Source organism: Nitrogeniibacter mangrovi (assembly GCF_010983895.1).
Taxonomy (GTDB): domain Bacteria; phylum Pseudomonadota; class Gammaproteobacteria; order Burkholderiales; family Rhodocyclaceae; genus Nitrogeniibacter; species Nitrogeniibacter mangrovi.
Genome location: NZ_CP048836.1, coordinates 2,927,197 through 2,947,614, shown reverse-complemented (window position 1 = coordinate 2,947,614; position 20,418 = coordinate 2,927,197). Strand labels below are relative to the sequence as shown.

Below are 20,418 nucleotides of genomic sequence, written 5' to 3'. Positions count from 1 at the left end.
AGCGCCTGCCACGGGTGGATCGTGCTCCGAATGATGCCCGCTTTGGCCGGCGGACGGAATGACGGATCATCTCAATACACAAGGAGGAGACAGCGCGATGAGATTTCGCGTCCTGCTCGCGGCCCTGTTGCTGGGTGCGAGCCTGACGGCCGGTGCCGCCGAGCCGATGGTGGTCAAGTTCAGCCACGTGGTGGCGCCGAACACCCCGAAGGGGCTCGGGGCGCAGAAATTCGCCGAGCTGGCCGCGGAATATACCCACGGACAGGTGCGGGTGGAGGTCTACCCCAACAGCACCCTGTACAAGGACAAGGAAGAGATGGAGGCGCTCCAGCTCGGCGCGGTGGAATTCATCGCCCCGTCGCTGGCCAAGTTCGGGCCGCTGGGCGTGCGTGCCTTCGAGGTCTTCGACCTGCCCTACATCTTCGACAGCTATGCCGAGCTGCACAAGGTGACCCAGGGGCCGCTGGGCAAGCGCATGCTCGAGCAGCTCGAGCCGCGGGGCATCAAGGGGCTGGCCTTCTGGGACAACGGCTTCAAGTCCTTCTCGGCCAACGTGCCGCTGCGCACGCCGGCCGATTTCAAGGGCCTGACCATGCGCATCCAGTCCTCCAAGGTGCTCGATGCGCAGATGCGCGCGCTCGGCGCCTTGCCGCGGGTCACGGCCTTCTCCGAGGTGTACCAGGCCCTGGCCGCCCATGTGGTCGACGGCACCGAGAACCCGCACTCGAACTTCTACACCCAGCACATGAACGAGGTGCAGAAGTACATGATCCTCACCGATCACGGCTACCTGGGCTACGCGGTGATCACCAACGCCAAGTTCTGGGACGGCCTGCCCGGCGATGTGCGCAGCGCGCTCGAGCGCGCCATGCGCGAAGCGACCGAGTACACCAACCGCATCGCCAAGGTGGAGAACGAGAAGGCGCTCGAGGCGGTGCGTGCGGCCGGAACCACCGAGATCCACGTGCCCACGCCCGCGGAGCGCGCCGCCTTCAAGCGCGCCTTGCTGCCGGTGCACGCGGAAATGGCGCCCTGGATCGGCAAGGATCTGATCGAATCCATCTACAAGGAAACCGGCTTCGACCCGGACGGCTCGTGACCGCCGGTCGCGCTTACGTCCTGTTACGCCCTGGTGGTGCGTTCGGCGGGGGATTTTGACGGTCCCGGTGATGGGAGATGTTCACGTTTGTTGCTAGAATGTCACGTTATTCTTTTTGTTGAACCACTTAAGACGTTTTGGAGCAATCCCATCATGGCAATTGAACGCACCCTGTCCATCATCAAGCCCGACGCCGTCGCCAAGAACGTGATCGGCAAGATCTACCAGCGTTTCGAAGACGCGGGCCTGAAGGTCATCGCGGCCAAGATGGTGCATCTGTCCGAGCAGGAAGCCGGCCAGTTCTACGCGGTGCACAAGGAGCGTCCCTTCTTCAAGGATCTGGTCGCCTTCATGACCTCCGGCCCGGTGATGATCCAGGCGCTCGAGGGCGAGGGTGCCATCGCCAAGAACCGTGAGCTGATGGGCGCCACCAACCCGAAGGAAGCCGCGCCGGGCACGATCCGCGCCGATTTCGCCGAATCCATCGACGCCAACGCGGTCCATGGGTCCGACGCGCCGGAAACGGCCGCCGTGGAAGTGGCCTTCTTCTTCCCGGGCATGAACGTCTATAGCCGTTGATCCGGCTGGCGTCCCCGCTTGAAGGGTCGGCCCGGTCGTCGGGCCGATTCCATTTCCGGCGAGGAGCAGGAACATCATGAGTCACAAGGTCAATCTGCTGGATTTCGATGTCGACGGGCTCGTCGACTGGCTGGTCGCGCGCGGCGAGAAGCCGTTCCGCGCCAAGCAGGTCGTGCGCTGGGTGCATCGCTCGGGCGTGAGCGATTTCGAGCAGATGACCGACGTGGCCAAGAAGCTGCGGGCGATGCTGGCCGACACGGCCCATGTGGCTGCGCCGGCGGCGATCCGCGATTCGGTGTCCGCGGACGGCACACGCAAGTGGCTGCTCGACGTGGGCAACGGCAACGCGGTCGAGAGCGTCTTCATCCCGGAGGCGAACCGCGGCACCCTGTGCATCTCCTCGCAGGCCGGCTGCGCGCTCGACTGTTCGTTCTGCTCCACCGGCAAGCAGGGCTTCAACCGCAACCTCACGGCCGGTGAGATCATCGGCCAGTTGTGGCTGGCCAACCGCCTGCTCGGCGCCACCGCCGACGGTGACCGTGTCATCAGCAATGTGGTGATGATGGGCATGGGTGAGCCGCTGGCGAACCTGGACAATGTCATCACCGCCTTGAGGCTGATGCTCGACGACCACGCCTACGGGCTGTCGCGCCGGCGGGTGACCGTGTCCACCTCGGGCGTCGTGCCGGCCATGGACCGGCTGCGCGAGGCCTGCCCGGTGGCGCTGGCGGTGTCGTTGCACGCGCCCAATGATGCGCTGCGCGACGAATTGGTGCCGATCAACCGGAAATATCCGCTGCGCGAATTGCTGGCGGCCTGTCAGCGCTATCTGACGGCCGCGCCGCGCGACTTCATCACCTTCGAGTACGTGATGCTCGACGGGGTGAACGACGCCGACGCCCATGCGCGGGAACTGGTGGCGATCGCGCGCGACGTGCCGTGCAAGTACAACCTGATCCCGTTCAACCCGTTTCCGAATTCGCCGTATCGCCGTACCCCGGCGGAGCGCATTCGCCGTTTTGCCGGTATCCTGCAGGACGCCGGTCTCGTCGCCACCACCCGCAAGACCCGCGGCGACGATGTCGACGCCGCCTGCGGACAGCTCGCCGGCCAGGTGCTCGACAAGACCCGTCGCACCCAGATCATCCAACCCGCGAGCCCCCTTCGCCCATGAGATCACGGAACGTTCCTGTCCTCGTCGTTGCGCTGGCCCTGGCCCTGGCAGGGTGCACCAGCAATCCGGTGCAACCGTCGTCGTCATCGTCGGCCGAATTCCAACGCCCCGCCGCCGACCGCCCGGTGACCAGCGAGGCGCAGAAGCGGGCCAAGGCCCATGTCGACCTGGGGACCGCGTATTACACTTCAGGCCGCTTCGGGACCGCGCTCGACGAGGCGGATACCGCCCTGGCGGACGATGACTCCTATGCCCCGGCCCATCATCTCAAGGCGCTGGTGCTCATGGCGCTGGATGATGTGGCCAATGCCCGGGTCAATTTCGAACGTGCGGCCCAACTGGCCCCGGGCGACCCGGACATCAACAACAGCTACGGCTGGTTCCTGTGCGTGCAGAAACAGTACGATGCGGGCCTGCAGCGGCTCGACATGGCGGCGCGCAACCCCTATTACACGGCGACCACGCGGCCGCTCACCAACAGCGGCCTGTGTCTGGCAATGCAGGGCAAGGATGCCGAAGCGGAAACCTATTTTCGCCGTGCCGTGCAGGCCGACCCGGACAACATGCAGGCCTTGTTGAACCTGGCCGCGATCGCGTATCGGCGCAAGAACTACGAGGCGGCCCACGCTTACCTGAACACCGCGCATCAGCGTGGTCAGGCCAGCCCGGAATCCCTCTGGCTCGGCGTGCGGGTCGAGCACATGCGGGGCGACCGTGACGCGGAGGCGAGTTACGTAAGTCAGCTCAAGAGCCGGTTCCCGACCTCGCCGCAGTACCAGAAACTGATTGAAGGAAATTACGAGTGAGCGAATCGATCGGCACCACGCACGTGGAGCAGGTTGCGGGCGCTCAAGGCATGGGCGCGGGTGACATCCTGCGTTCGACCCGTGAAGCCCATGGCCATACCGTGGCCGACGTCGCCCAGGCGCTGAAGCTGACCCAGCGTCAGGTCGAGGCGCTCGAGACCGAGCGTTTCGATCTGCTGCCGGGCGCGGCGTTTGCGCGTGGCTTCCTGCGCAATTATGCCCGTCTGCTCGGGCTGGACCCGGAGCCGTTGATTCAGTCGTTGTCACAGACCGAAGGCGTCGGTTCGCCCGAGCTGGCACCGGTGTGCAATGCCGAAGGCACCATGCCGGCCGGTGACGGGGGGCTACGCCCGCTGGCGCTGCCGGTGGCGCTGCTGGCCCTCCTGTTGCTCGGCGCCGTGATTGCCGGTTGGTACTTCGACTGGTTCGCCCAGCCGCGGGAACTGACCGATACCCCGGCGGCGATCGAGACACCCGTGGCGCCGGCAGCGGTCACGCCGGTGCCGCCGGCCGTCGACGAGGCGCCGGTGGTGATTCCGGATGACGCCCCCACCGAGCCGGCTACGGCGGATGCGGCCGGTGGCGTCGAGGGTGCCGCGCCGACACCGACGCCCAGCGGTGCGCCGGTGCCCGAGAACGCCCCCACGCCAAGCGGCACGGACGCGGCGGGCGCGGCGGACAATCCGCCGCCGACATCGACCGAGTCCGTCACCACCGAAACCCCGGCGCCCGAGGCGACTGCGTCTGCGGCGCCTGAGCCCGCAGCCGAGGTCTCACCGCGCCTGGTGTTCCACTTCAAGGCCGATTCCTGGGTGGAGGTCCGCGATGCCTCTGACAAGATCATCTTCTCGCGCACCAATCGGGCGGGCTCCGTTCAGGAGGTGCAGGGTGAGCCGCCCTTCAAGCTGGTGATCGGCAACGCCCGGGAGGTGACGCTGGAGTACAAGGGCAAGCCGGTCGACCTGGCGCCGCACACCAAGGTCAGCGTGGCCCGGTTGACGCTGGAGTGAGCCTGATGAGCATGGATATTTCGGGCTGCGCCGCATCGAGGCGCCCGACCCGTCAGGTACGGGTCGGCGAGGTGATCGTCGGATCCGGGGCGCCGGTGGTGGTGCAGTCGATGACGAACACCGACACCGCCGACCACATCGCGACCGCCATCCAGGTGGCCGAGCTGGCGCGGGCCGGTTCGGAGATGGTGCGGATCACGGTGAACAACGAGGACGCCGCGCGTGCCGTGCCCCGGATCCAGGAGCAACTGGAGCGGATGGGCGTGCACGTGCCGCTGGTGGGCGACTTCCACTACAACGGCCATCGCCTGCTGACCGAATTTCCCGAATGCGCTCGCGTGCTTGCCAAGCTGCGCATCAACCCGGGCAACGTCGGGGCGGGGGTCAAACGTGACACTCAGTTCGCCTCCATCGTCGAGATCGCCTGCAAGTACGACACGCCGGTGCGCATCGGCGTGAACTGGGGCAGCCTCGACCAGAGCGTGATGGCCCGGGTGATGGACGAGAACGCCCGTCGTGCGGAGCCGCTCGACGCCGGCGCGGTCATGCGCGAGGCCCTGGTCACCTCGGCGCTCGAATCGGCGGCCCAGGCCGAGGCGGTGGGCCTGGCGGGCGACAAGATCATCCTGTCGGCCAAGGTCTCCAGCGTGCAGGACCTGATCGCGGTGTATCGCGATCTGGCGCGCCGCTGTGACTACCCGTTGCATCTGGGGCTGACCGAGGCCGGCATGGGGTCCAAGGGCATCGTCGCGTCCACCGCGGCGCTGGCGGTTCTCCTTCAGGAAGGCATCGGCGACACCATCCGCATCTCGCTGACGCCGGAGCCGAACGGCAGTCGCACCCAGGAAGTGGTGGTGGCGCAGGAAATCCTCCAGACCATGGGGTTGCGGGCGTTCACGCCGATGGTGACGGCGTGCCCGGGCTGTGGGCGCACGACCTCGACCTTCTTCCAGGAGCTCGCCTCGCGGATCCAGAATCATGTGCGCGAGCAGATGCCGCGCTGGCGCGAGCAGTACGACGGTGTCGAGAACATGACGCTGGCGGTGATGGGCTGCGTGGTCAATGGACCGGGCGAGAGCAAGCATGCCGACATCGGCATCTCCCTGCCGGGCACCGGCGAGAGCCCGGCGGCGCCGGTCTATGTGGACGGCGAGAAGCGCCTCACCCTGCGCGGCGACAACATCGCCGCCGAATTCCAGGCCATCGTGGACGACTACGTGGCCACCAAGTACAAGCGAAAAGCGGGCTGACCCGCTCACATCAGAAGAAAGACAGACGCATGAGTCGAAGTTTGCGTGCCGTGCGCGGCATGAACGACATTTTCCTGGACGAGGCCGAGACCTGGGAGCAGTTCGAGTCGCTGATCCGCGACTGGCTCAAGAGCTACGGTTACCGCCCGATCCGCACCCCCATCGTCGAGCCGACGCCGCTGTTCAAGCGCGCCATCGGCGAGGTGACCGATATCGTCGAGAAGGAGATGTACTCCTTCGAGGACGCGCTCAACGGCGAGCACCTGACCCTGCGCCCGGAATGCACCGCCTCCTGCGTGCGCGCCGTCATGCAGCACAGCCTGTTGCATTCGGGGCCGAAGCGCCTGTACTACCACGGGCCGATGTTCCGCCACGAGCGCCCGCAGAAAGGGCGCTACCGCCAGTTCCACCAGATCGGCGCCGAGGCGCTTGGCTTCGACGGGCCGGACATCGATGCCGAGCTGATCCTCATGTGCGCGCGCCTGTGGGACGATCTCGGATTGGAGGACGTCCGCCTCGAGCTGAACTCGCTGGGTTCGGCCGAAGAGCGCGCGGCGCATCGGGCCTCGCTCATCGAGTACTTCGAAGCCCGCAAGGATCAACTCGACGAAGATGCGAGCCGACGCCTGTACACCAATCCGCTGCGGATCCTCGACACCAAGAACCCCGACATGCAGGCGCTGGTGGAAGCCGCGCCGCGCCTGGACGCCTTCCTGGGCGAAGATTCCCGTGCCCACTTCGACGGCGTGCAGCAGATTCTCAAGGATGCCGGGGTGCCCTATCGCATCAATCCGCGTCTGGTGCGTGGCCTCGATTACTACAACCGCACCGTCTTCGAATGGGTGACCGATCAGCTCGGCGCCCAGGGCACGGTGTGTGCGGGTGGGCGCTACGACGGACTGATCGAGCAGCTCGGCGGCAAACCGGCGCCGGCCGCCGGCTTCGCCATGGGCGTCGAGCGCCTGCTGGCGCTCTGGCAGGCCAGCGGTGGCGAGGCCGAGCGCGAGGTGCCGGACGTGTATGTGGTGCATCAGGGCGAGTTGGCCGACCGCATGGCCTTCGGCGTTGCCGAAGGCCTGCGTACCCAGGGGTTCTCGGCCATCCTCCACTGCGGGGGCGGCAGCTTCAAGGCCCAGATGAAGAAAGCCGATGCCTCGGGCGCCGCGTGCGCCGTGATCATCGGTGACGACGAGGCGCAGGCGGGCGAGGTGACGCTCAAGCCCCTGCGCGACGGCGGTGAGCAACAGCGTGTTGCGGCCGATGCCCTGGCCGATGTGTTGGCCGATCTCCTTTTTGCCGTGGAAGACGACGATGGCAGTGTATGACCTCGAAGAACAGGAACAACTGGACGAACTGAAAGCCTGGTGGGCGCAGTGGGGCAACCTGATCACGGGCGTGATCGTGGCGATTGCCGTGGCCTCGGTCGGCTGGCAGGGCTGGAAGTGGTATCAGCGCAAGGAGTCGGCGCAGGCTGCCGCGCTCTACGCCATGGTGGAAAAGGCTGCCGCTCAGCAGGATCCGGCCGCCGCGCGCCAGGCCACCGGGCAGATCCTGGAGAAATACTCTGGTACCGCCTACGCCACGCTGGCTGCCATGCTCTCGGCCAAACTGCAAGCGGATGCGGGCGATACCGAAAACGCCGTCCTGCCATTGCAGTGGGTCATCGACCATGCCGACCTGGCGATCATGCGCGACATCGCGCGTCTGCGCCTGGCCGCGGTGCGCCTCAACGGTGGCGATGCGCAAGGCGCGCTGGCCGTGCTCGACAAAGCGCCGTCCGAGACCTTGCTGGTGCGCTACTACGATCTGCGGGGCGACGCCCTGACCGCCGCCGGCAAGATCGACGAGGCCAAGGCCGCGTACGACAAGGCGCTGGCGCAGGTCAATGCCAATCCGGTGGCGGGCGACCGCAGCGCCGAGATCATCCGCCTCAAGCGCGATGCCCTGTCCGGAGGTGCCCAGTGAAGCAGTCGACTCGATTCTTGCGTGCGCTGCCACTGGTGGCCGCTCTGACCCTGACGGCGTGTTCGTCGCTGAACCCGTTCTCCAGCTCCGGCCCCAAGATGACGCCGCTGACGGATATCCAGGCCAGCGTCACCCTGATCCCGCGCTGGTCCGCCAGCGTCGGTGATGCCGGCATCTACCGGTTCTCGCCGGCCGTCGTGGACGGCGAAGTGGTCGCTGCCGGGGCCGGTGGCGAGGTCGTGCGTCTGGGCGACGGTGGCCAGGTGCGCTGGCGCACCGACCTCAAGGGCGGGCTGACCGCCGGCGTTGGTGCCGACCCGTCGCTGGCGGTGGTGGCCAATGCCAAGGGCGAGGTGATCGCGCTGGACGGCAACGATGGTGCCGAGCGCTGGCGTGCGGCCATCAACGCCGAAGTGCTCGCCGCGCCGGCCGTCGGGCGAGATGTGGTGGTGGTTCGCACGTCGGACAACCGCCTGTTCGCGCTCGACAAGACCTCTGGCGAAGTCAAGTGGACGTACAAGCGCAATACCCCGCCGCTGACCCTGCGCAGCCAGCCCGGCATGCTCATCGACCAGAACGTGGCGGTGACCGGCTTCCCGGGCGGCAAGATTGCGGCCCTCAATCTCACCAACGGTGGGCTCATCTGGGAACTGACGGTCGCCTATCCGGAAGGCACCACCGAGATCGAGCGCATTGCCGACGTGACCGGCGTGCCCGTGCTCTATCGTCAGAATCTGTGTGCGGCGACCTTCCAGGGCCGTGTGTCCTGCTTCGACATCACCAACGGCAAGACCATCTGGAGCCGGCCGATCTCGACCAGTGTCGGTATCGACCGTGATGCGCGCCAGGTGTATGTCTCCGAAGCCGCCGGTGCCGTCTCCGCACTCGACGCCTTCAACGGCGCCAGCATGTGGCGCCAGGGTCAGCTCGGCCTGCGCCAGTTGAGTGCCCCGCTGGTCACCGAGGCGGGCATCGTCGTCGGCGACGCCGAAGGCTATCTGCACGTGCTCGACCATTCCACGGGCGCCTTCATCGGCCGCGTCAAGACCGATGGCAGCCCGATCCTGACGGCGCCGCAGGCGCTTCACGACGGCGTGCTGGTGCAGACGCGTGATGGTCGGGTGTCTCTTTTCGACCTGCACTGAGCGGATTGGCCTTAAGTGAAACCTACGATCGTCCTTGTCGGCCGTCCGAATGTCGGCAAGTCGACCCTCTTCAATCGTCTCACGCGCAGTCGTGACGCGCTGGTCGCCGACCAGCCAGGCCTGACCCGCGACCGTCACTACGGCATTGGTCGCATGGGCGATCGCGACTATCTGGTGGTGGATACCGCCGGCTTCGACCCGGTGGCCAAGGACGGCATCATGCACGAGATGGCGCGGCAGGCCGAACAGGCGATCGCCGAAGCCGACGTGCTGCTGTTCCTGGTCGATGGTCGGGCTGGCCTGACGCCGCACGACGAGCAGATCGCCACGCGCCTGCGGCGGGCGGACCGGCCGGTATTCCTGGTGGTCAACAAGGGCGAGGGCATGAATCGCGCCATGGCGGGCGCCGAGTTTCATGCGCTCGGTCTCGGCGATCCGCTCGTGATCTCCGCCGCACACGGCGATGGCGTACGGCCGCTGCTCGACGAAATCTTCGACACCTTGCCGCCCGAGGGCCCCGAGGACGAGGCGACCGATCACGGTCCGCGCGTGGCCATCGTCGGGCGCCCCAATGTGGGCAAGTCCACCCTCATCAATACGCTGCTGGGTGAAGAGCGCCTGATCGCCTTCGACATGCCCGGCACCACCCGCGACGCGATCACCGTGCCCTTCGAGCGCAACGGTAAGCAGTATGCGCTCATCGATACCGCCGGCCTGAGGCGGCGAGGCAAGGTGTTCGAGGCGGTCGAGAAGTTCTCCGTCATCAAGACCCTCAAGGCGGTCGAGGAAGCGAACGTCGTGGTCCTCGTGCTCGATGCCAGCCAGGACATCTCCGACCAGGACGCCCACATCGCCGGGTTCGTGCTCGACGCCGGTCGTGCCCTGGTGGTGGCGATCAACAAGTGGGACACGGTGGACGAGTACCGACGCGAACGCCTCAAGGACGCCTTGGCGCACAAGTTGCACTTCCTCGGTTTTGCGCGCACGCACTATATTTCGGCGCTCAAGTCACAGGGGATCGGCGGGTTGCTCCGGTCGGTGGACGGCGCCTACGCCGCGGCCATGGCGAAGCTGTCCACGCCGCGCCTGACCCGAACCCTGCAGGAAGCCGTCACCAAGCAGGCGCCGCCACGCAGCGGTGGCTTCCGGCCCAAGATGCGCTACGCTCACCAGGGCGGCAGCAACCCGCCGGTGATCGTGATCCACGGCACCGGGCTGGACAAGGTGCCCGATAGTTACACGCGATACCTGTCGCGGACGTTCATGGACGCGTTCAGGCTGCAGGGCACGCCATTGCGGATACAATTCCGGTCGACGAGCAACCCGTTCGCAGACAAGGACTGAGATCAAACGGGGGAGATCGGGTTGCACCGCCGTTGGTGTTGCAGTGCGAAATCCGATAAATTACGAAAACATAACGATAGAGGCGAAACATGAGCAACAAAGGCCAACTACTACAAGATCCATTCCTGAACGCACTGCGACGCGAGCACGTGCCCGTGTCGATCTACCTCGTCAACGGCATCAAGCTCCAGGGACAGATCGAGTCCTTCGATCAGTATGTCGTGCTGCTCAAGAACACGGTGACCCAGATGGTGTACAAGCACGCCATTTCCACCGTCGTGCCCGCACGGCCGGTCAATTTCCAGCAGCAACAGGAGGCTGGTGAAAACGGTAACTGAGCCCCGTCGACCGTTTGCGTTCATGACGGGAGACATGGCGCGTGTTTGACCGCCCCCAGTCTGGCGAGCGGGCGGTCCTGGTGCAGGTCGATTTCGGTCAGGATGCGCTCGAAGAGCGCCTGAGCGAGCTGATCCTGCTCGCCGGTAGCGCCGGCGCGAGTGTCGAGGCGGTGGTGCGTGGCAAGCGTCGCGCGCCGGATCCGGCCCTGTACATCGGCAAGGGCAAGGCGCAGGAACTGGGCGATGCCCTCCGCGCCAATGAGGCGGATCTGGTGATCTTCAACCACGAGCTCGCGCCCGGCCAGCAGCGTAACCTCGAGCGCCTGCTCGAATGCCGTGTCATCGACCGGACCTCGCTGATCCTCGACATCTTCGCGCTGCGCGCCAAGAGTCATGAGGGCAAGCTGCAGGTGGAGCTGGCTCAACTGGAGCACCTGTCCACCCGTCTGGTGCGAGGCTGGACTCACCTGGAGCGGCAGAAGGGCGGTATCGGCCTGCGCGGCCCCGGCGAGACCCAGCTCGAGACCGACCGGCGTCTGCTCGGCGAACGGGTCAAGACGCTACGCGGCAAGCTGGCCAAGCTCGAGAACCAGCGCCGGGTGCGCCGGCGTGCCCGCGCGCGTCGTGACGTGCTGTCGGTCTCCATCGTCGGCTACACCAACGCTGGCAAGTCCACCCTGTTCAACGCATTGACCAAGGCGGACGCTTACGCCGCCAATCAGCTCTTCGCCACCCTGGATACCACCTCGCGGCGCCTCTATCTGGGGGAGGCCGGGAACATTGTGCTCTCCGATACGGTCGGATTCATCCGGGATTTGCCGCACTCGCTGGTCGCGGCATTCCATGCAACGCTGGAGGAAACGGTTGCGGCCGATCTGTTGATACACGTCGTCGATTCGGGCAGCGAAGATCGCGATGCGCAGGTCGACGCGGTCAACGAGGTGCTCGCCGAGATCGGGGCCGGGGATGTGCCCCAGATCCTGGTGTGGAACAAGATCGACAAGACGCGTCTGGCGGCGCAGGCGGACCGGGATGCCTGTGATAGAATCGGCCGCGTTTTTGTGAGCGCCAGGACGGGCGAAGGGCTCGATCTGTTGCGATCGGCTCTGGCCGAGGCGGCGCAGGCGTTCCACGACCGGATTGACGGCGGCGATTCCGCCTCGACAGCCTCCACCTACGATCCACTCCATTCCTGACGGAAAGATTCATGTCGCATAATGATCCTCGCTGGGGCAACCAGGGGAACGACCCGGACCGGGACGGTCCGAAAGACGGTCCTCCCGACCTCGATGACCTGTGGCGCGATGTCAACCGGCGGTTGGGCGGCCTGTTCGGGCGTCGCGGCGGTGGCAACGGTGACGGCGGTCAGGGGGGTCCGGGCATGCCGAACCTGAGCCCGAAACAGTTCTCCGGCGGCATTGGCGTCCTTGTCGTGCTGGTCCTCGCGGTCTGGGCGGCCAGCGGTTTCTACATCGTCGATGCCAATCAGCGTGGCGTGGTGCTGCGTTTCGGCGAATATGCCGAGACCACCGAGCCGGGCCTGCAGTGGCGCATGCCGTATCCGATCGAGACCCACGAGCTGGTGGATGTGGCCGGCGTGCGTACGGTCGAGGTCGGCTATCGCAACGCCGAACGCAACAAGGTCCTGCGCGAGGCGCTCATGCTGACCGACGACGAGAACATCGTCGACATCCAGTTTGCCGCGCAGTGGGTGGTCAAGAGCCCCGAGGAATACCTGTTCAACAACCGGACGCCCGATGAGGCGGTCAAGCAGGCCGCCGAGACCGCCATGCGCGAGGTGGTCGGGCGCAGCCGCATGAACTTCGTCCTCTACGAAGGGCGTGAGGAAGTGGCGCAACGTGCCAAGGATCTCATGCAGTCCATTCTCGACCGCTACAAGACCGGCATCGAGATCAGCCAGCTGACCATGCGCAACGCGCAGCCGCCCGAACAGGTTCAGGCCGCCTTCGACGATGCCGTCAAGGCCGGACAGGACAAGGCGCGTCAGAAGAACGAGGGTCAGGCCTACGCCAACGACGTCATTCCGAAGGCGCGAGGTACCGCGTCCCGACTGACGCAGGAGGCGGACGCCTATGCAGCCCGGGTGGTGGCCAATGCCGAAGGTGAGGCCAGCCGCTTCACGCAGGTGCTTGCCGAATACCGGAAGGCGCCGAAAGTGACCCGTGAGCGCATGTATCTGGACGCCATGCAGGACATCTATACCAATACCACCAAGGTGCTGGTCGACACCCAGCGTAACGGCAACCTGCTGTTCATGCCGCTCGACAAGCTGATCCAGGCCGCTGGCGGGCACGCGTCCTCCGTCTCCTCGGCGACACATCCGGCGACGGGGTCATCCCAGAGCAGCGATGCGACAGCGTCGCGCGGAGCGAATCCGGATGACTACCGCAGCCGGGACTTCCTGCGCAGTTCCCGTGACAAGGGAGGCCGATAAATGCGCGATCGCACCCCCATTTTCGTTGGCCTCATGCTTTTCGTTCTGGCCGTCGTGTCGATGTCGATGTTCACGGTGGACAAGCGACAGTTCGCCATCGTCCGGCAATTCGGTGAAATCAAGCGGGTCATCAAGGCGCCGGGTCTGAATTTCAAGATCCCGCTGATCCAGAACGTGACCTACTTCGAGCGCCGCATTCTCACCCTCGACACCCCCGAGCCGGAGCGTTTCATCACCTCCGAGAAAAAGAACGTGCTGGTGGACCTGTTCGTGAAATGGCGTGTGGCCGATCCCGAGCTGTACTTCGTCTCGGTCGGGGGCAGCGAGGCGCGCGCCCGCACCCGGATCGAGCAGACCGTCAATGCCGGCCTGCGCGAGGAGTTCGGCAAGCGCACGGTGCACGAGGTGGTCTCGGGCCAGCGCGACGACATCATGGAGCGCATGCGCGTGAAGGCCGATACCGATGCCCGCAAGATCGGCGTCGCAATCGTCGACGTGCGGCTCAAGCGCGTCGATCTGCCCACCGAGGTGTCCGAATCGGTCTATCGCCGCATGGAGGCGGAGCGCAAGCGTGTGGCCAACGAGCTGCGCTCGGAAGGTGCGGCCGAGGCGGAAAAGATCCGCGCCGACGCCGATCGCCAGCGCGAGATCATCGTGGCCGAAGCCTATCGTGGCGCCCAGGAGGTCAAGGGCGAGGGCGATGCCAAGGCGGCCAAGATCTACGCGGATGCCTTCGGCAAGGATGCGGAGTTCTACAGTTTTTACCGCAGCCTGCAGGCCTATCGCGAAACCTTCGCCGACAAGGGCGATCTGTTGGTGGTCGAGCCGGACAGCGACTTCTTCAAGTACCTTCGCCAGGGCGGCTCGGTCGGCAAGCCCAGGCCTGAATGAAGTCGACGCTGCTCACGGCCCTTGCCCTCATGTTGATCATCGAGGGCATTTTGCCGTTTGTCGCCCCGTCCATGTGGCGCGAAACCTTCGCCCGCCTGGTGCGGATGGCCGACGGCCAGATCCGATTCATTGGATTGAGTTCGATGCTCGTCGGGCTCATCCTGCTGTTCATTCTTAGTCACTGATCAATCTCATGCGCTGGGTTCTGCCCGAATACTTTCAGGATGTCCTTCCGCCCGAAGCGGACAAGCTCGAACACTTGCGTCGGCAGCTGCTCGACGCCTTTCGCGCGCACGGTTACCAGATGGTGGTGCCACCGCTGGTCGAATATCTCGAATCGCTTCTGACCGGTGCCGGCCAGGATCTGCGGCTGCGGACCTTCAAGTCGGTCGATCAGCTCTCGGGGCGCACCCTCGGGGTGCGCGCCGACATGACGCCCCAGGTCGCCCGGATCGACGCCCATCTGCTCAATCGCCGCGGCGTGACCCGGCTGTGCTACTGCGGCGCGGTGGCCCACACCATGCCGGCGACGCTGACGGCGTCGCGCGAGCCGATGCAGCTGGGCGCAGAGATCTATGGTCATGCCGGTATCGAGGCCGACATCGAGGTCATCCGCCTGCTCAACGAAGTGCTGCGCATCGCCCAGGTGCCGACCTCCCGGATCGACCTGAGCCACGTGGGCCTGTTCCGCGCCCTCATGGCCCGCGCCGGGCTGGACGACGAGGCGGAGCGCGCGATCTTCGACCTGCTCCAGGCCAAGGATGTGCCGGGCCTGAACGAGATGCTCGGCGACTGTGAAGAGCCCGTCCGCAGCGCGCTCATGGCGCTGCCGCGCCTGTATGGCGGTGTCGAGGTGCTCGCCGCGGCACGTACCAGTCTGCCCGATTGGCCCGAGGTGCGCGCCGCGCTCGATGCGCTCGAGGCGATCGCCCAGGCCTTGCCGGGGCTGCCGATCAGTGTCGACCTGGCGGATTTGCGCGGCTATCACTATCACAGTGGGGTCGTTTTTGCCGCCTATGGCGGCAATGCGGCCGGGGCGCTGGCCCTGGGCGGGCGCTACGACGCGGTCGGCCAGGCCTTCGGCCGCGGCCGCCCGGCGACCGGGTTCAGTCTCGATCTGCGCGAGCTGGTGCGCGGCTTGCCGGCCTCGGATCTGCCCGGGGCCATCCTTGCGCCGGCGGACGCATCGTCCGACCTGGCGGCCGCCGTCGCCGATTTGCGGGGGCGCGGAGAAATCGTAATGGAGGCGCTGCCGGGCCATGACGGCACGTGGCGCGAGGCGGGATGTGACCGCCAGCTTGTCAGGCAGGGCGACCGATGGACGGTCGTGCCGCTCGTGGGAGAATAAGCAGCAAATGGCAAAGAACGTAATCGTTATCGGAACCCAGTGGGGCGACGAAGGCAAGGGCAAGATCGTCGACTGGCTGACCGATCACGCCCAGGGCGTGGTTCGCTTTCAGGGGGGCCACAACGCCGGCCACACGCTGGTCATCGGCAACCAGAAGACGGTCCTGCACCTGATCCCGTCGGGCATCCTGCGCGAGGGCGTGGCCTGCTACATCGGCAACGGCGTCGTGCTCTCGCCCGAAGCGCTGCTGGCCGAAATCGACAAGCTCGAGGCCGCCGGCGTGAACGTGACCGAGCGCCTGCGCATTTCCGAGGCCTGCCCGCTGATCCTGCCGTACCACAAGGCCATGGACCTGGCGCGCGAGGCCGCCCGTGGTGCCAAGAAGATCGGCACCACCGGCCGTGGTATCGGCCCCGCCTATGAGGACAAGGTGGCACGGCGCGCGCTGCGCGTGCAGGACCTGCTGCGCCCGAAGCGCTTCGCCGAACAGCTGGCCGAACTGCTCGACTACTACAACTTCATGCTGACCCAGTACTACCAGGTCGAAGCCGTCGATTTCCAGAAGACCCTCGACGAGGCCCTGGGGATGGCGCCGCGCCTGGAGCAGCTGGTGGCGGACGTGCCGCGCGCCCTCTACGAGGCTCACCGCGATGGCGCCAATCTGCTGTTCGAAGGGGCGCAGGGCACGCTGCTCGACATCGACCACGGCACCTATCCGTTCGTCACCTCGAGCAACTGCACCGCCGGCGCGGCGGCGCCCGGCGCCGGTGTCGGCCCGAGCATGCTGCATTACGTCCTGGGGATCACCAAGGCCTACACCACCCGCGTGGGCTCCGGCCCGTTCCCGACCGAACTGTACGACGCGGAAAGCAAGCTCGACCCGATCGGCAAGCACCTGGCCACCAAGGGCAACGAGTTCGGCGCCACCACCGGGCGGGCTCGCCGCTGTGGCTGGTTCGACGCTGCTGCACTCAAGCGTTCGATCCAGATCAACGGTGTGTCCGGTCTGTGCGTCACCAAGCTCGACGTGCTCGACGGTGTCGAAGAGGTCAAGCTGTGCACCGGCTACGAGCTCGATGGCAAGCTGTGCGACATCCTGCCGGTGGGCGCGGAGGAAACCGAGCGTTGCATCCCGGTGTACGAAAGCCTGCCGGGTTGGCAGGAGAGCACCGTGGGTGTCAAGCGCCACGAGGATCTGCCCGAGGCCGCGCGCCGATATCTGAAGCGGATCGAAGAAGTGTGTGCGGTGCCGGTGGACATGATCTCGACCGGGCCGGACCGCGACGAAACCATTGTTCTTCGCCATCCGTTCAAATAACGCAAAACGCCCCGCTCAGCCGGGGCGTCGTTCTCTGTGCTCGAGGAGCGCCGACCGTTCTTGCGACGGCCGGTCAACGCAAAAGAGCCGATCGAATGATCGGCTCTCGGAATCTGGTGCCCAGAAGAGGACTCGAACCTCCACGTACTTACGTACACTAGCACCTGAAGCTAGCGCGTCTACCAATTCCGCCATCTGGGCAAGAGGCCGAATTATAGCGGTAATTTTTTTCAATGCAAACGAAAGTTTGCTCCAGGGAGGGGCCAGCCGGAAACGAAAAAGGCCGGGCAGCGAACTGACCGGCCTTTTGCGGAATCTGGTGCCCAGGAGAGGACTCGAACCTCCACGTACTTACGTACACTAGCACCTGAAGCTAGCGCGTCTACCAATTCCGCCACCTGGGCGAGAAGGCGCGCATTATATCGACTCCAAGAAGATTGTCAATGAATCAAGCAAGCAAAAAGAAAACAACCCAGAAGACCACGGCCAAACCGGCCAAGAAGCAGGCGGTAACCAAGCCGGCGAAGAAACCGTCCGCGTCCGGCGCGACGGGCAAAGCCTCGGCCGGTGCCGCACCGGCCCGCTCGCGCGGCGCGGCGGCTAACCGAACGACCGACTCCGCCGCCCAAGCGGGGGGCGGGGGCGCAAACCCAGCGCCATCCGGCGCGCCGATCCGTTCTATGCGCGCGAGTGCGAGCGCTACGACAACCCCCTGCCGAGCCGCGAGTACGTGGTCCAGATGCTGACCGAGCAGGGGCGCCCCATGACCATGGAGCACCTTGCGCGGGCGCTGGACATCCGCGAGCCCGAGATGCCGTTCTTCGAGCGTCGTCTGCGGGCCATGGAGCGCGACGGCGACCTGATGCGCAACCGGCGCGACGCCTACATCATTCCCGACAAGGTGGCGCTGATCAAAGGCCGGGTGGAGGGTCATCCGGACGGCTATGGTTTCCTGATTCCGGACGAGGGGGACGAGGATGTCTTCCTCGGCCCGCGGCAGATGCGCGATGTGCTCCATGGCGACCGCGCCATGGTGCGCATCTCCGGCGTGGATCGCCGCGGTCGCCCCGAAGGGCAGATCGTCGAGGTGCTCGAGCGTGGCAATTCGCGCATCGTCGGGCGCGTGATCGAAGAGCACGGGGTGCTTATCGTGGCGCCGGAGAACAAGCGCATCGCCCGCGACATCCTGCTCGCGCCGGGGCGCAGCAAGAAGGTCAAGACCGGCGACGTGGTCGTCGTCGAGCTGGTGGAGCAACCGAGCCGCTACACCGCCCCCATCGGCAAGGTGGTCGAGGTGCTGGGCCAGTACGCCGATCCGGGCATGGAAGTGGAGATCGCGCTGCGCAAGCACGAGCTGCCGCATGAATTCTCGGCTGAGGCCAAGGCGCAGACCCGCAAGCTGCCCGACAGGGTGCGCAAGAAGGATATGGCCGGTCGGGAGGACATCCGCCACCTGCCGCTGGTGACCATCGACGGCGAGACCGCCAAGGATTTCGACGACGCGGTGTATTGCGCCCGCGAGGGCCGTGGCTACCGCCTGGTGGTGGCGATCGCCGACGTGTCCCATTACGTCGAGCCCGGCTCCGCGCTGGATCACGAAGCGCGCGAGCGCGGTAACTCGGTGTATTTCCCGCGCCGGGTGATCCCGATGCTGCCGGAGAAGCTCTCCAACGGGCTGTGCTCGCTCAATCCGCAGGTGGACCGCCTGTGCATGGTCTGCGACATGGCCATCGGGCCGACCGGGGCGATCAAGCAGTATCGTTTCTACCCGGCGGTGATGTACTCCCATGCGCGCCTGACCTACAACCAGGTCGCCGCCGCCGTGTTCGACAAGGATCCGGAAGCGCTGGCCGTCGTCGGCGAGCGGCTCGGCGATCTGAAGAACCTCGACAAGCTGTTCCGGGTGCTGCTCAAGGCGCGCGCCAAGCGCGGTGCGATCGACTTCGAGACCACCGAGACGCGCATGATCTTCAACGACGAGGGCAAGATCGAGCGCATCGTGCCGGAGTCGCGCAACGACGCCCATCGCATCATCGAGGAGTGCATGCTGGCGGCCAACGTGTGTGCGTCGGAATTCCTCGCCAAGCACCGGCATGCGGCCCTGTACCGTGTCCATGAAGGCCCGTCGGTGGAGAAGCTCAAGCAGCTGCGCAGCTTCATGGGCGAGTTCGGCCTGCAGCTGGGCGGCGGGGACGACCCCCATGCCTCCGACTACGCCAAACTGCTGGACAAGGTGAAGGGCCGGCCCGACGAACAGCTGCTGCAGACGGTCATGCTGCGCTCCCTGCGCCAGGCCATCTACAGCCCGGACAACGTGGGCCACTTCGGCCTGGCCTACGAGTCCTACACCCACTTCACATCGCCGATCCGGCGCTATCCGGACCTGCTCATCCACCGCTCGATCAAGGCGGTGCTGCAGGGCAAGAAGTACACCCCGGGCGACTGGGAGGCCATCGGCCTGGCATGCTCCCAGACCGAGCGGCGCGCCGATGACGCGACCCGCGACGTCGAGGCCTGGCTCAAGTGCTTCTACATGCAGGATCGCATCGGCGAGGTCTTCACCGGCAGCGTCTCCTCGGTGGTACCCTTCGGCCTCTTCATCGCGCTCGACGACGTGTTCGTCGAAGGGCTGCTGCACATCTCCGAGCTCGGTGAAGACTACTTCCAGTACGACGAGTCGCGTCACGAGCTGTATGGCGAGCGCACCGGGCAGCGGTTCCGCCTGTCCGATCGCATCACCGTGCAGCTGATGCGGGTCGACCTGGAAACCACCAAGATCGATTTCCGGCTGGTGCGTGACGCCGACCAGGCCTCCGCGCCGGCCCGGGGCAGACGAAAGGGCAGGGCACGTGGCTAAGGCTTCCGGGCGCGAGACGCGCTTCATCTTCGGGTTTCACGCGATCCAGTCGCGGCTGCGCAACGATGCCGAGTCGATTCACGAGCTCCATGTCGCCGAGGGCCGCCAGGACGCCCGCTCGCGGGATCTGGTCGCCCTGGCCGAATCGCTCGGCGTGCGGGTGATGCCCACCGATGCGGCGCGCCTGGACGGCATGGCCGGCGGCGCGCGCCACCAGGGCGTGGTCGCGCGTGTCGATGCCCAGCACAAGGTGCTCAAGCTCGAGGACGTGCTCGAGACCCTCGACGGGCCGGCGCTGCTGCTGGTGCTCGATGGGGTGACCGATCCGCACAACCTGGGCGCCTGCCTGCGCGTGGCCGATGCCGCTGGCGCCCAGGCGGTGATCGCGCCCAAGGACCGCTCCGCGAGCCTCAATGCCACCGCCATCAAGGTGGCCAGCGGCGCCGCGGACACGGTGCCCTACGTGACCGTCACCAATCTGGCCCGGGCCATGCGCCAGATGCAGGAGGCCGGCATCTGGATCGTCGGTGCGGCCGGCGAGGCGGAGCAATCGCTCTACGAGGTCGATCAGACCGGCCCGGTGGCCTGGGTGCTGGGCGCGGAGGGCAGCGGCCTGCGGCGCCTGACCCGCGACACCTGCGACGTGCTCGCCAAGATTCCCATGCATGGATCGGTCGACAGCCTCAACGTTTCGGTCGCCACCGGCATCTGCCTGTTCGAGGCCTGCCGGCAGCGACGCCGGTAACCCCCAGGGCGGTCTTGTGCGGGCAACGCATTGATCCGCGCGGTTGCATTACGTTAACGTCAACGTAAGAATGGCGCTCCAGCGTGGCGGCATG

Annotated in this window: 19 protein-coding genes and 2 tRNA genes; 19 read left to right on the top strand and 2 right to left on the bottom strand. The window is 66.1% G+C overall.

Going from position 1 to position 20,418, the window contains the following annotated elements; genetic code table 11:
• The first annotated feature begins 97 nt into the window (after positions 1 to 97).
• The 17 genes from G3580_RS13700 to G3580_RS13620 all read left to right on the top strand — a co-directional run bounded on the left by G3580_RS13700 (position 98) and on the right by G3580_RS13620 (position 16,722).
• Positions 98 to 1,099: a TRAP transporter substrate-binding protein gene (locus G3580_RS13700; RefSeq protein ID WP_173766382.1), complete on the top strand. Its 1,002-nt coding sequence runs from the start codon at positions 98 to 100 to the stop codon at positions 1,097 to 1,099.
• 153 nt (positions 1,100 to 1,252) lie between these two features.
• Positions 1,253 to 1,678: a nucleoside-diphosphate kinase gene (gene ndk / locus G3580_RS13695; protein WP_173766380.1), complete on the top strand. Its 426-nt coding sequence runs from the start codon at positions 1,253 to 1,255 to the stop codon at positions 1,676 to 1,678.
• A 76-nt stretch (positions 1,679 to 1,754) separates the two neighbouring features.
• Complete coding sequence (gene rlmN / locus G3580_RS13690) at positions 1,755 to 2,852, top strand: 23S rRNA (adenine(2503)-C(2))-methyltransferase RlmN (protein ID WP_173766378.1); 1,098 nt, start codon at positions 1,755 to 1,757, stop codon at positions 2,850 to 2,852.
• Positions 2,849 to 3,658, top strand: a complete 810-nt coding sequence (gene pilW, locus G3580_RS13685) for a type IV pilus biogenesis/stability protein PilW (RefSeq protein ID WP_173766376.1) — start codon at positions 2,849 to 2,851, stop codon at positions 3,656 to 3,658. The genes rlmN and pilW overlap by 4 nt, the downstream gene beginning before the upstream one ends.
• Positions 3,655 to 4,668, top strand: coding sequence for a RodZ domain-containing protein (locus G3580_RS13680; RefSeq protein WP_228720671.1), 1,014 nt, complete (start codon positions 3,655 to 3,657; stop codon positions 4,666 to 4,668). The genes pilW and G3580_RS13680 overlap by 4 nt, the downstream gene beginning before the upstream one ends.
• Positions 4,669 to 4,673: 5 nt before the next feature.
• A complete protein-coding gene (gene ispG, locus G3580_RS13675) occupies positions 4,674 to 5,918 on the top strand; it encodes a flavodoxin-dependent (E)-4-hydroxy-3-methylbut-2-enyl-diphosphate synthase (protein ID WP_173766374.1) in 1,245 nt (414 codons plus the stop codon).
• 29 nt (positions 5,919 to 5,947) lie between these two features.
• Positions 5,948 to 7,243, top strand: coding sequence for a histidine--tRNA ligase (gene hisS / locus G3580_RS13670; RefSeq protein ID WP_173766372.1), 1,296 nt, complete (start codon positions 5,948 to 5,950; stop codon positions 7,241 to 7,243).
• Complete coding sequence (locus G3580_RS13665; protein ID WP_173766370.1) at positions 7,230 to 7,883, top strand: YfgM family protein; 654 nt, start codon at positions 7,230 to 7,232, stop codon at positions 7,881 to 7,883. Before hisS ends, G3580_RS13665 begins: the two co-directional genes overlap by 14 nt.
• Complete coding sequence (gene bamB, locus G3580_RS13660; protein ID WP_173766368.1) at positions 7,880 to 9,028, top strand: outer membrane protein assembly factor BamB; 1,149 nt, start codon at positions 7,880 to 7,882, stop codon at positions 9,026 to 9,028. Before G3580_RS13665 ends, bamB begins: the two co-directional genes overlap by 4 nt.
• 15 nt (positions 9,029 to 9,043) lie before the next feature.
• Positions 9,044 to 10,372, top strand: a complete 1,329-nt coding sequence (gene der, locus G3580_RS13655) for a ribosome biogenesis GTPase Der (protein WP_173766366.1) — start codon at positions 9,044 to 9,046, stop codon at positions 10,370 to 10,372.
• 89 nt (positions 10,373 to 10,461) lie between these two features.
• Positions 10,462 to 10,710: an RNA chaperone Hfq gene (hfq, locus tag G3580_RS13650; protein ID WP_173766364.1), complete on the top strand. Its 249-nt coding sequence runs from the start codon at positions 10,462 to 10,464 to the stop codon at positions 10,708 to 10,710.
• A gap of 41 nt (positions 10,711 to 10,751) precedes the next feature.
• Entirely contained in the window at positions 10,752 to 11,906 is a 1,155-nt protein-coding gene (gene hflX / locus G3580_RS13645) for a ribosome rescue GTPase HflX (protein ID WP_173766362.1), read from the top strand.
• An 11-nt stretch (positions 11,907 to 11,917) separates the two neighbouring features.
• Positions 11,918 to 13,165: an FtsH protease activity modulator HflK gene (hflK, locus tag G3580_RS13640; protein ID WP_173766360.1), complete on the top strand. Its 1,248-nt coding sequence runs from the start codon at positions 11,918 to 11,920 to the stop codon at positions 13,163 to 13,165.
• On the top strand, positions 13,166 to 14,056 hold the full coding sequence (gene hflC / locus G3580_RS13635) for a protease modulator HflC (protein WP_173766358.1): 891 nt from the start codon (positions 13,166 to 13,168) through the stop codon (positions 14,054 to 14,056).
• The gene (locus G3580_RS13630) at positions 14,053 to 14,241 is read left to right on the top strand and encodes a DUF2065 domain-containing protein (RefSeq protein ID WP_173766356.1); all 189 of its coding nucleotides are present in this window, start codon (positions 14,053 to 14,055) and stop codon (positions 14,239 to 14,241) included. The genes hflC and G3580_RS13630 overlap by 4 nt, the downstream gene beginning before the upstream one ends.
• Positions 14,242 to 14,249: 8 nt before the next feature.
• Positions 14,250 to 15,404 (top strand): ATP phosphoribosyltransferase regulatory subunit, encoded by a 1,155-nt coding sequence (locus G3580_RS13625; protein WP_173766354.1) that lies wholly within the window; start codon positions 14,250 to 14,252, stop codon positions 15,402 to 15,404.
• Positions 15,405 to 15,411: 7 nt separating this feature from the next.
• Positions 15,412 to 16,722, top strand: a complete 1,311-nt coding sequence (locus tag G3580_RS13620) for an adenylosuccinate synthase (RefSeq protein WP_173766352.1) — start codon at positions 15,412 to 15,414, stop codon at positions 16,720 to 16,722.
• A 114-nt stretch (positions 16,723 to 16,836) separates the two neighbouring features.
• On the opposite strand, the gene G3580_RS13615 is transcribed toward G3580_RS13620, so the two are convergent.
• A tRNA-Leu gene (locus G3580_RS13615) sits at positions 16,837 to 16,923 on the bottom strand.
• Positions 16,924 to 17,039: 116 nt separating this feature from the next.
• Positions 17,040 to 17,126 (bottom strand) — tRNA-Leu (locus tag G3580_RS13610).
• 335 nt (positions 17,127 to 17,461) lie between these two features.
• Between G3580_RS13610 and rnr the strand changes: the two genes are divergently transcribed.
• Both rnr and rlmB read left to right on the top strand, forming a co-directional pair.
• Positions 17,462 to 19,579, top strand: coding sequence for a ribonuclease R (gene rnr, locus G3580_RS13605; protein ID WP_407671033.1), 2,118 nt, complete (start codon positions 17,462 to 17,464; stop codon positions 19,577 to 19,579).
• Complete coding sequence (rlmB, locus tag G3580_RS13600; protein WP_173766350.1) at positions 19,572 to 20,324, top strand: 23S rRNA (guanosine(2251)-2'-O)-methyltransferase RlmB; 753 nt, start codon at positions 19,572 to 19,574, stop codon at positions 20,322 to 20,324. The genes rnr and rlmB overlap by 8 nt, the downstream gene beginning before the upstream one ends.
• Positions 20,325 to 20,418: the final 94 nt, after the last annotated feature.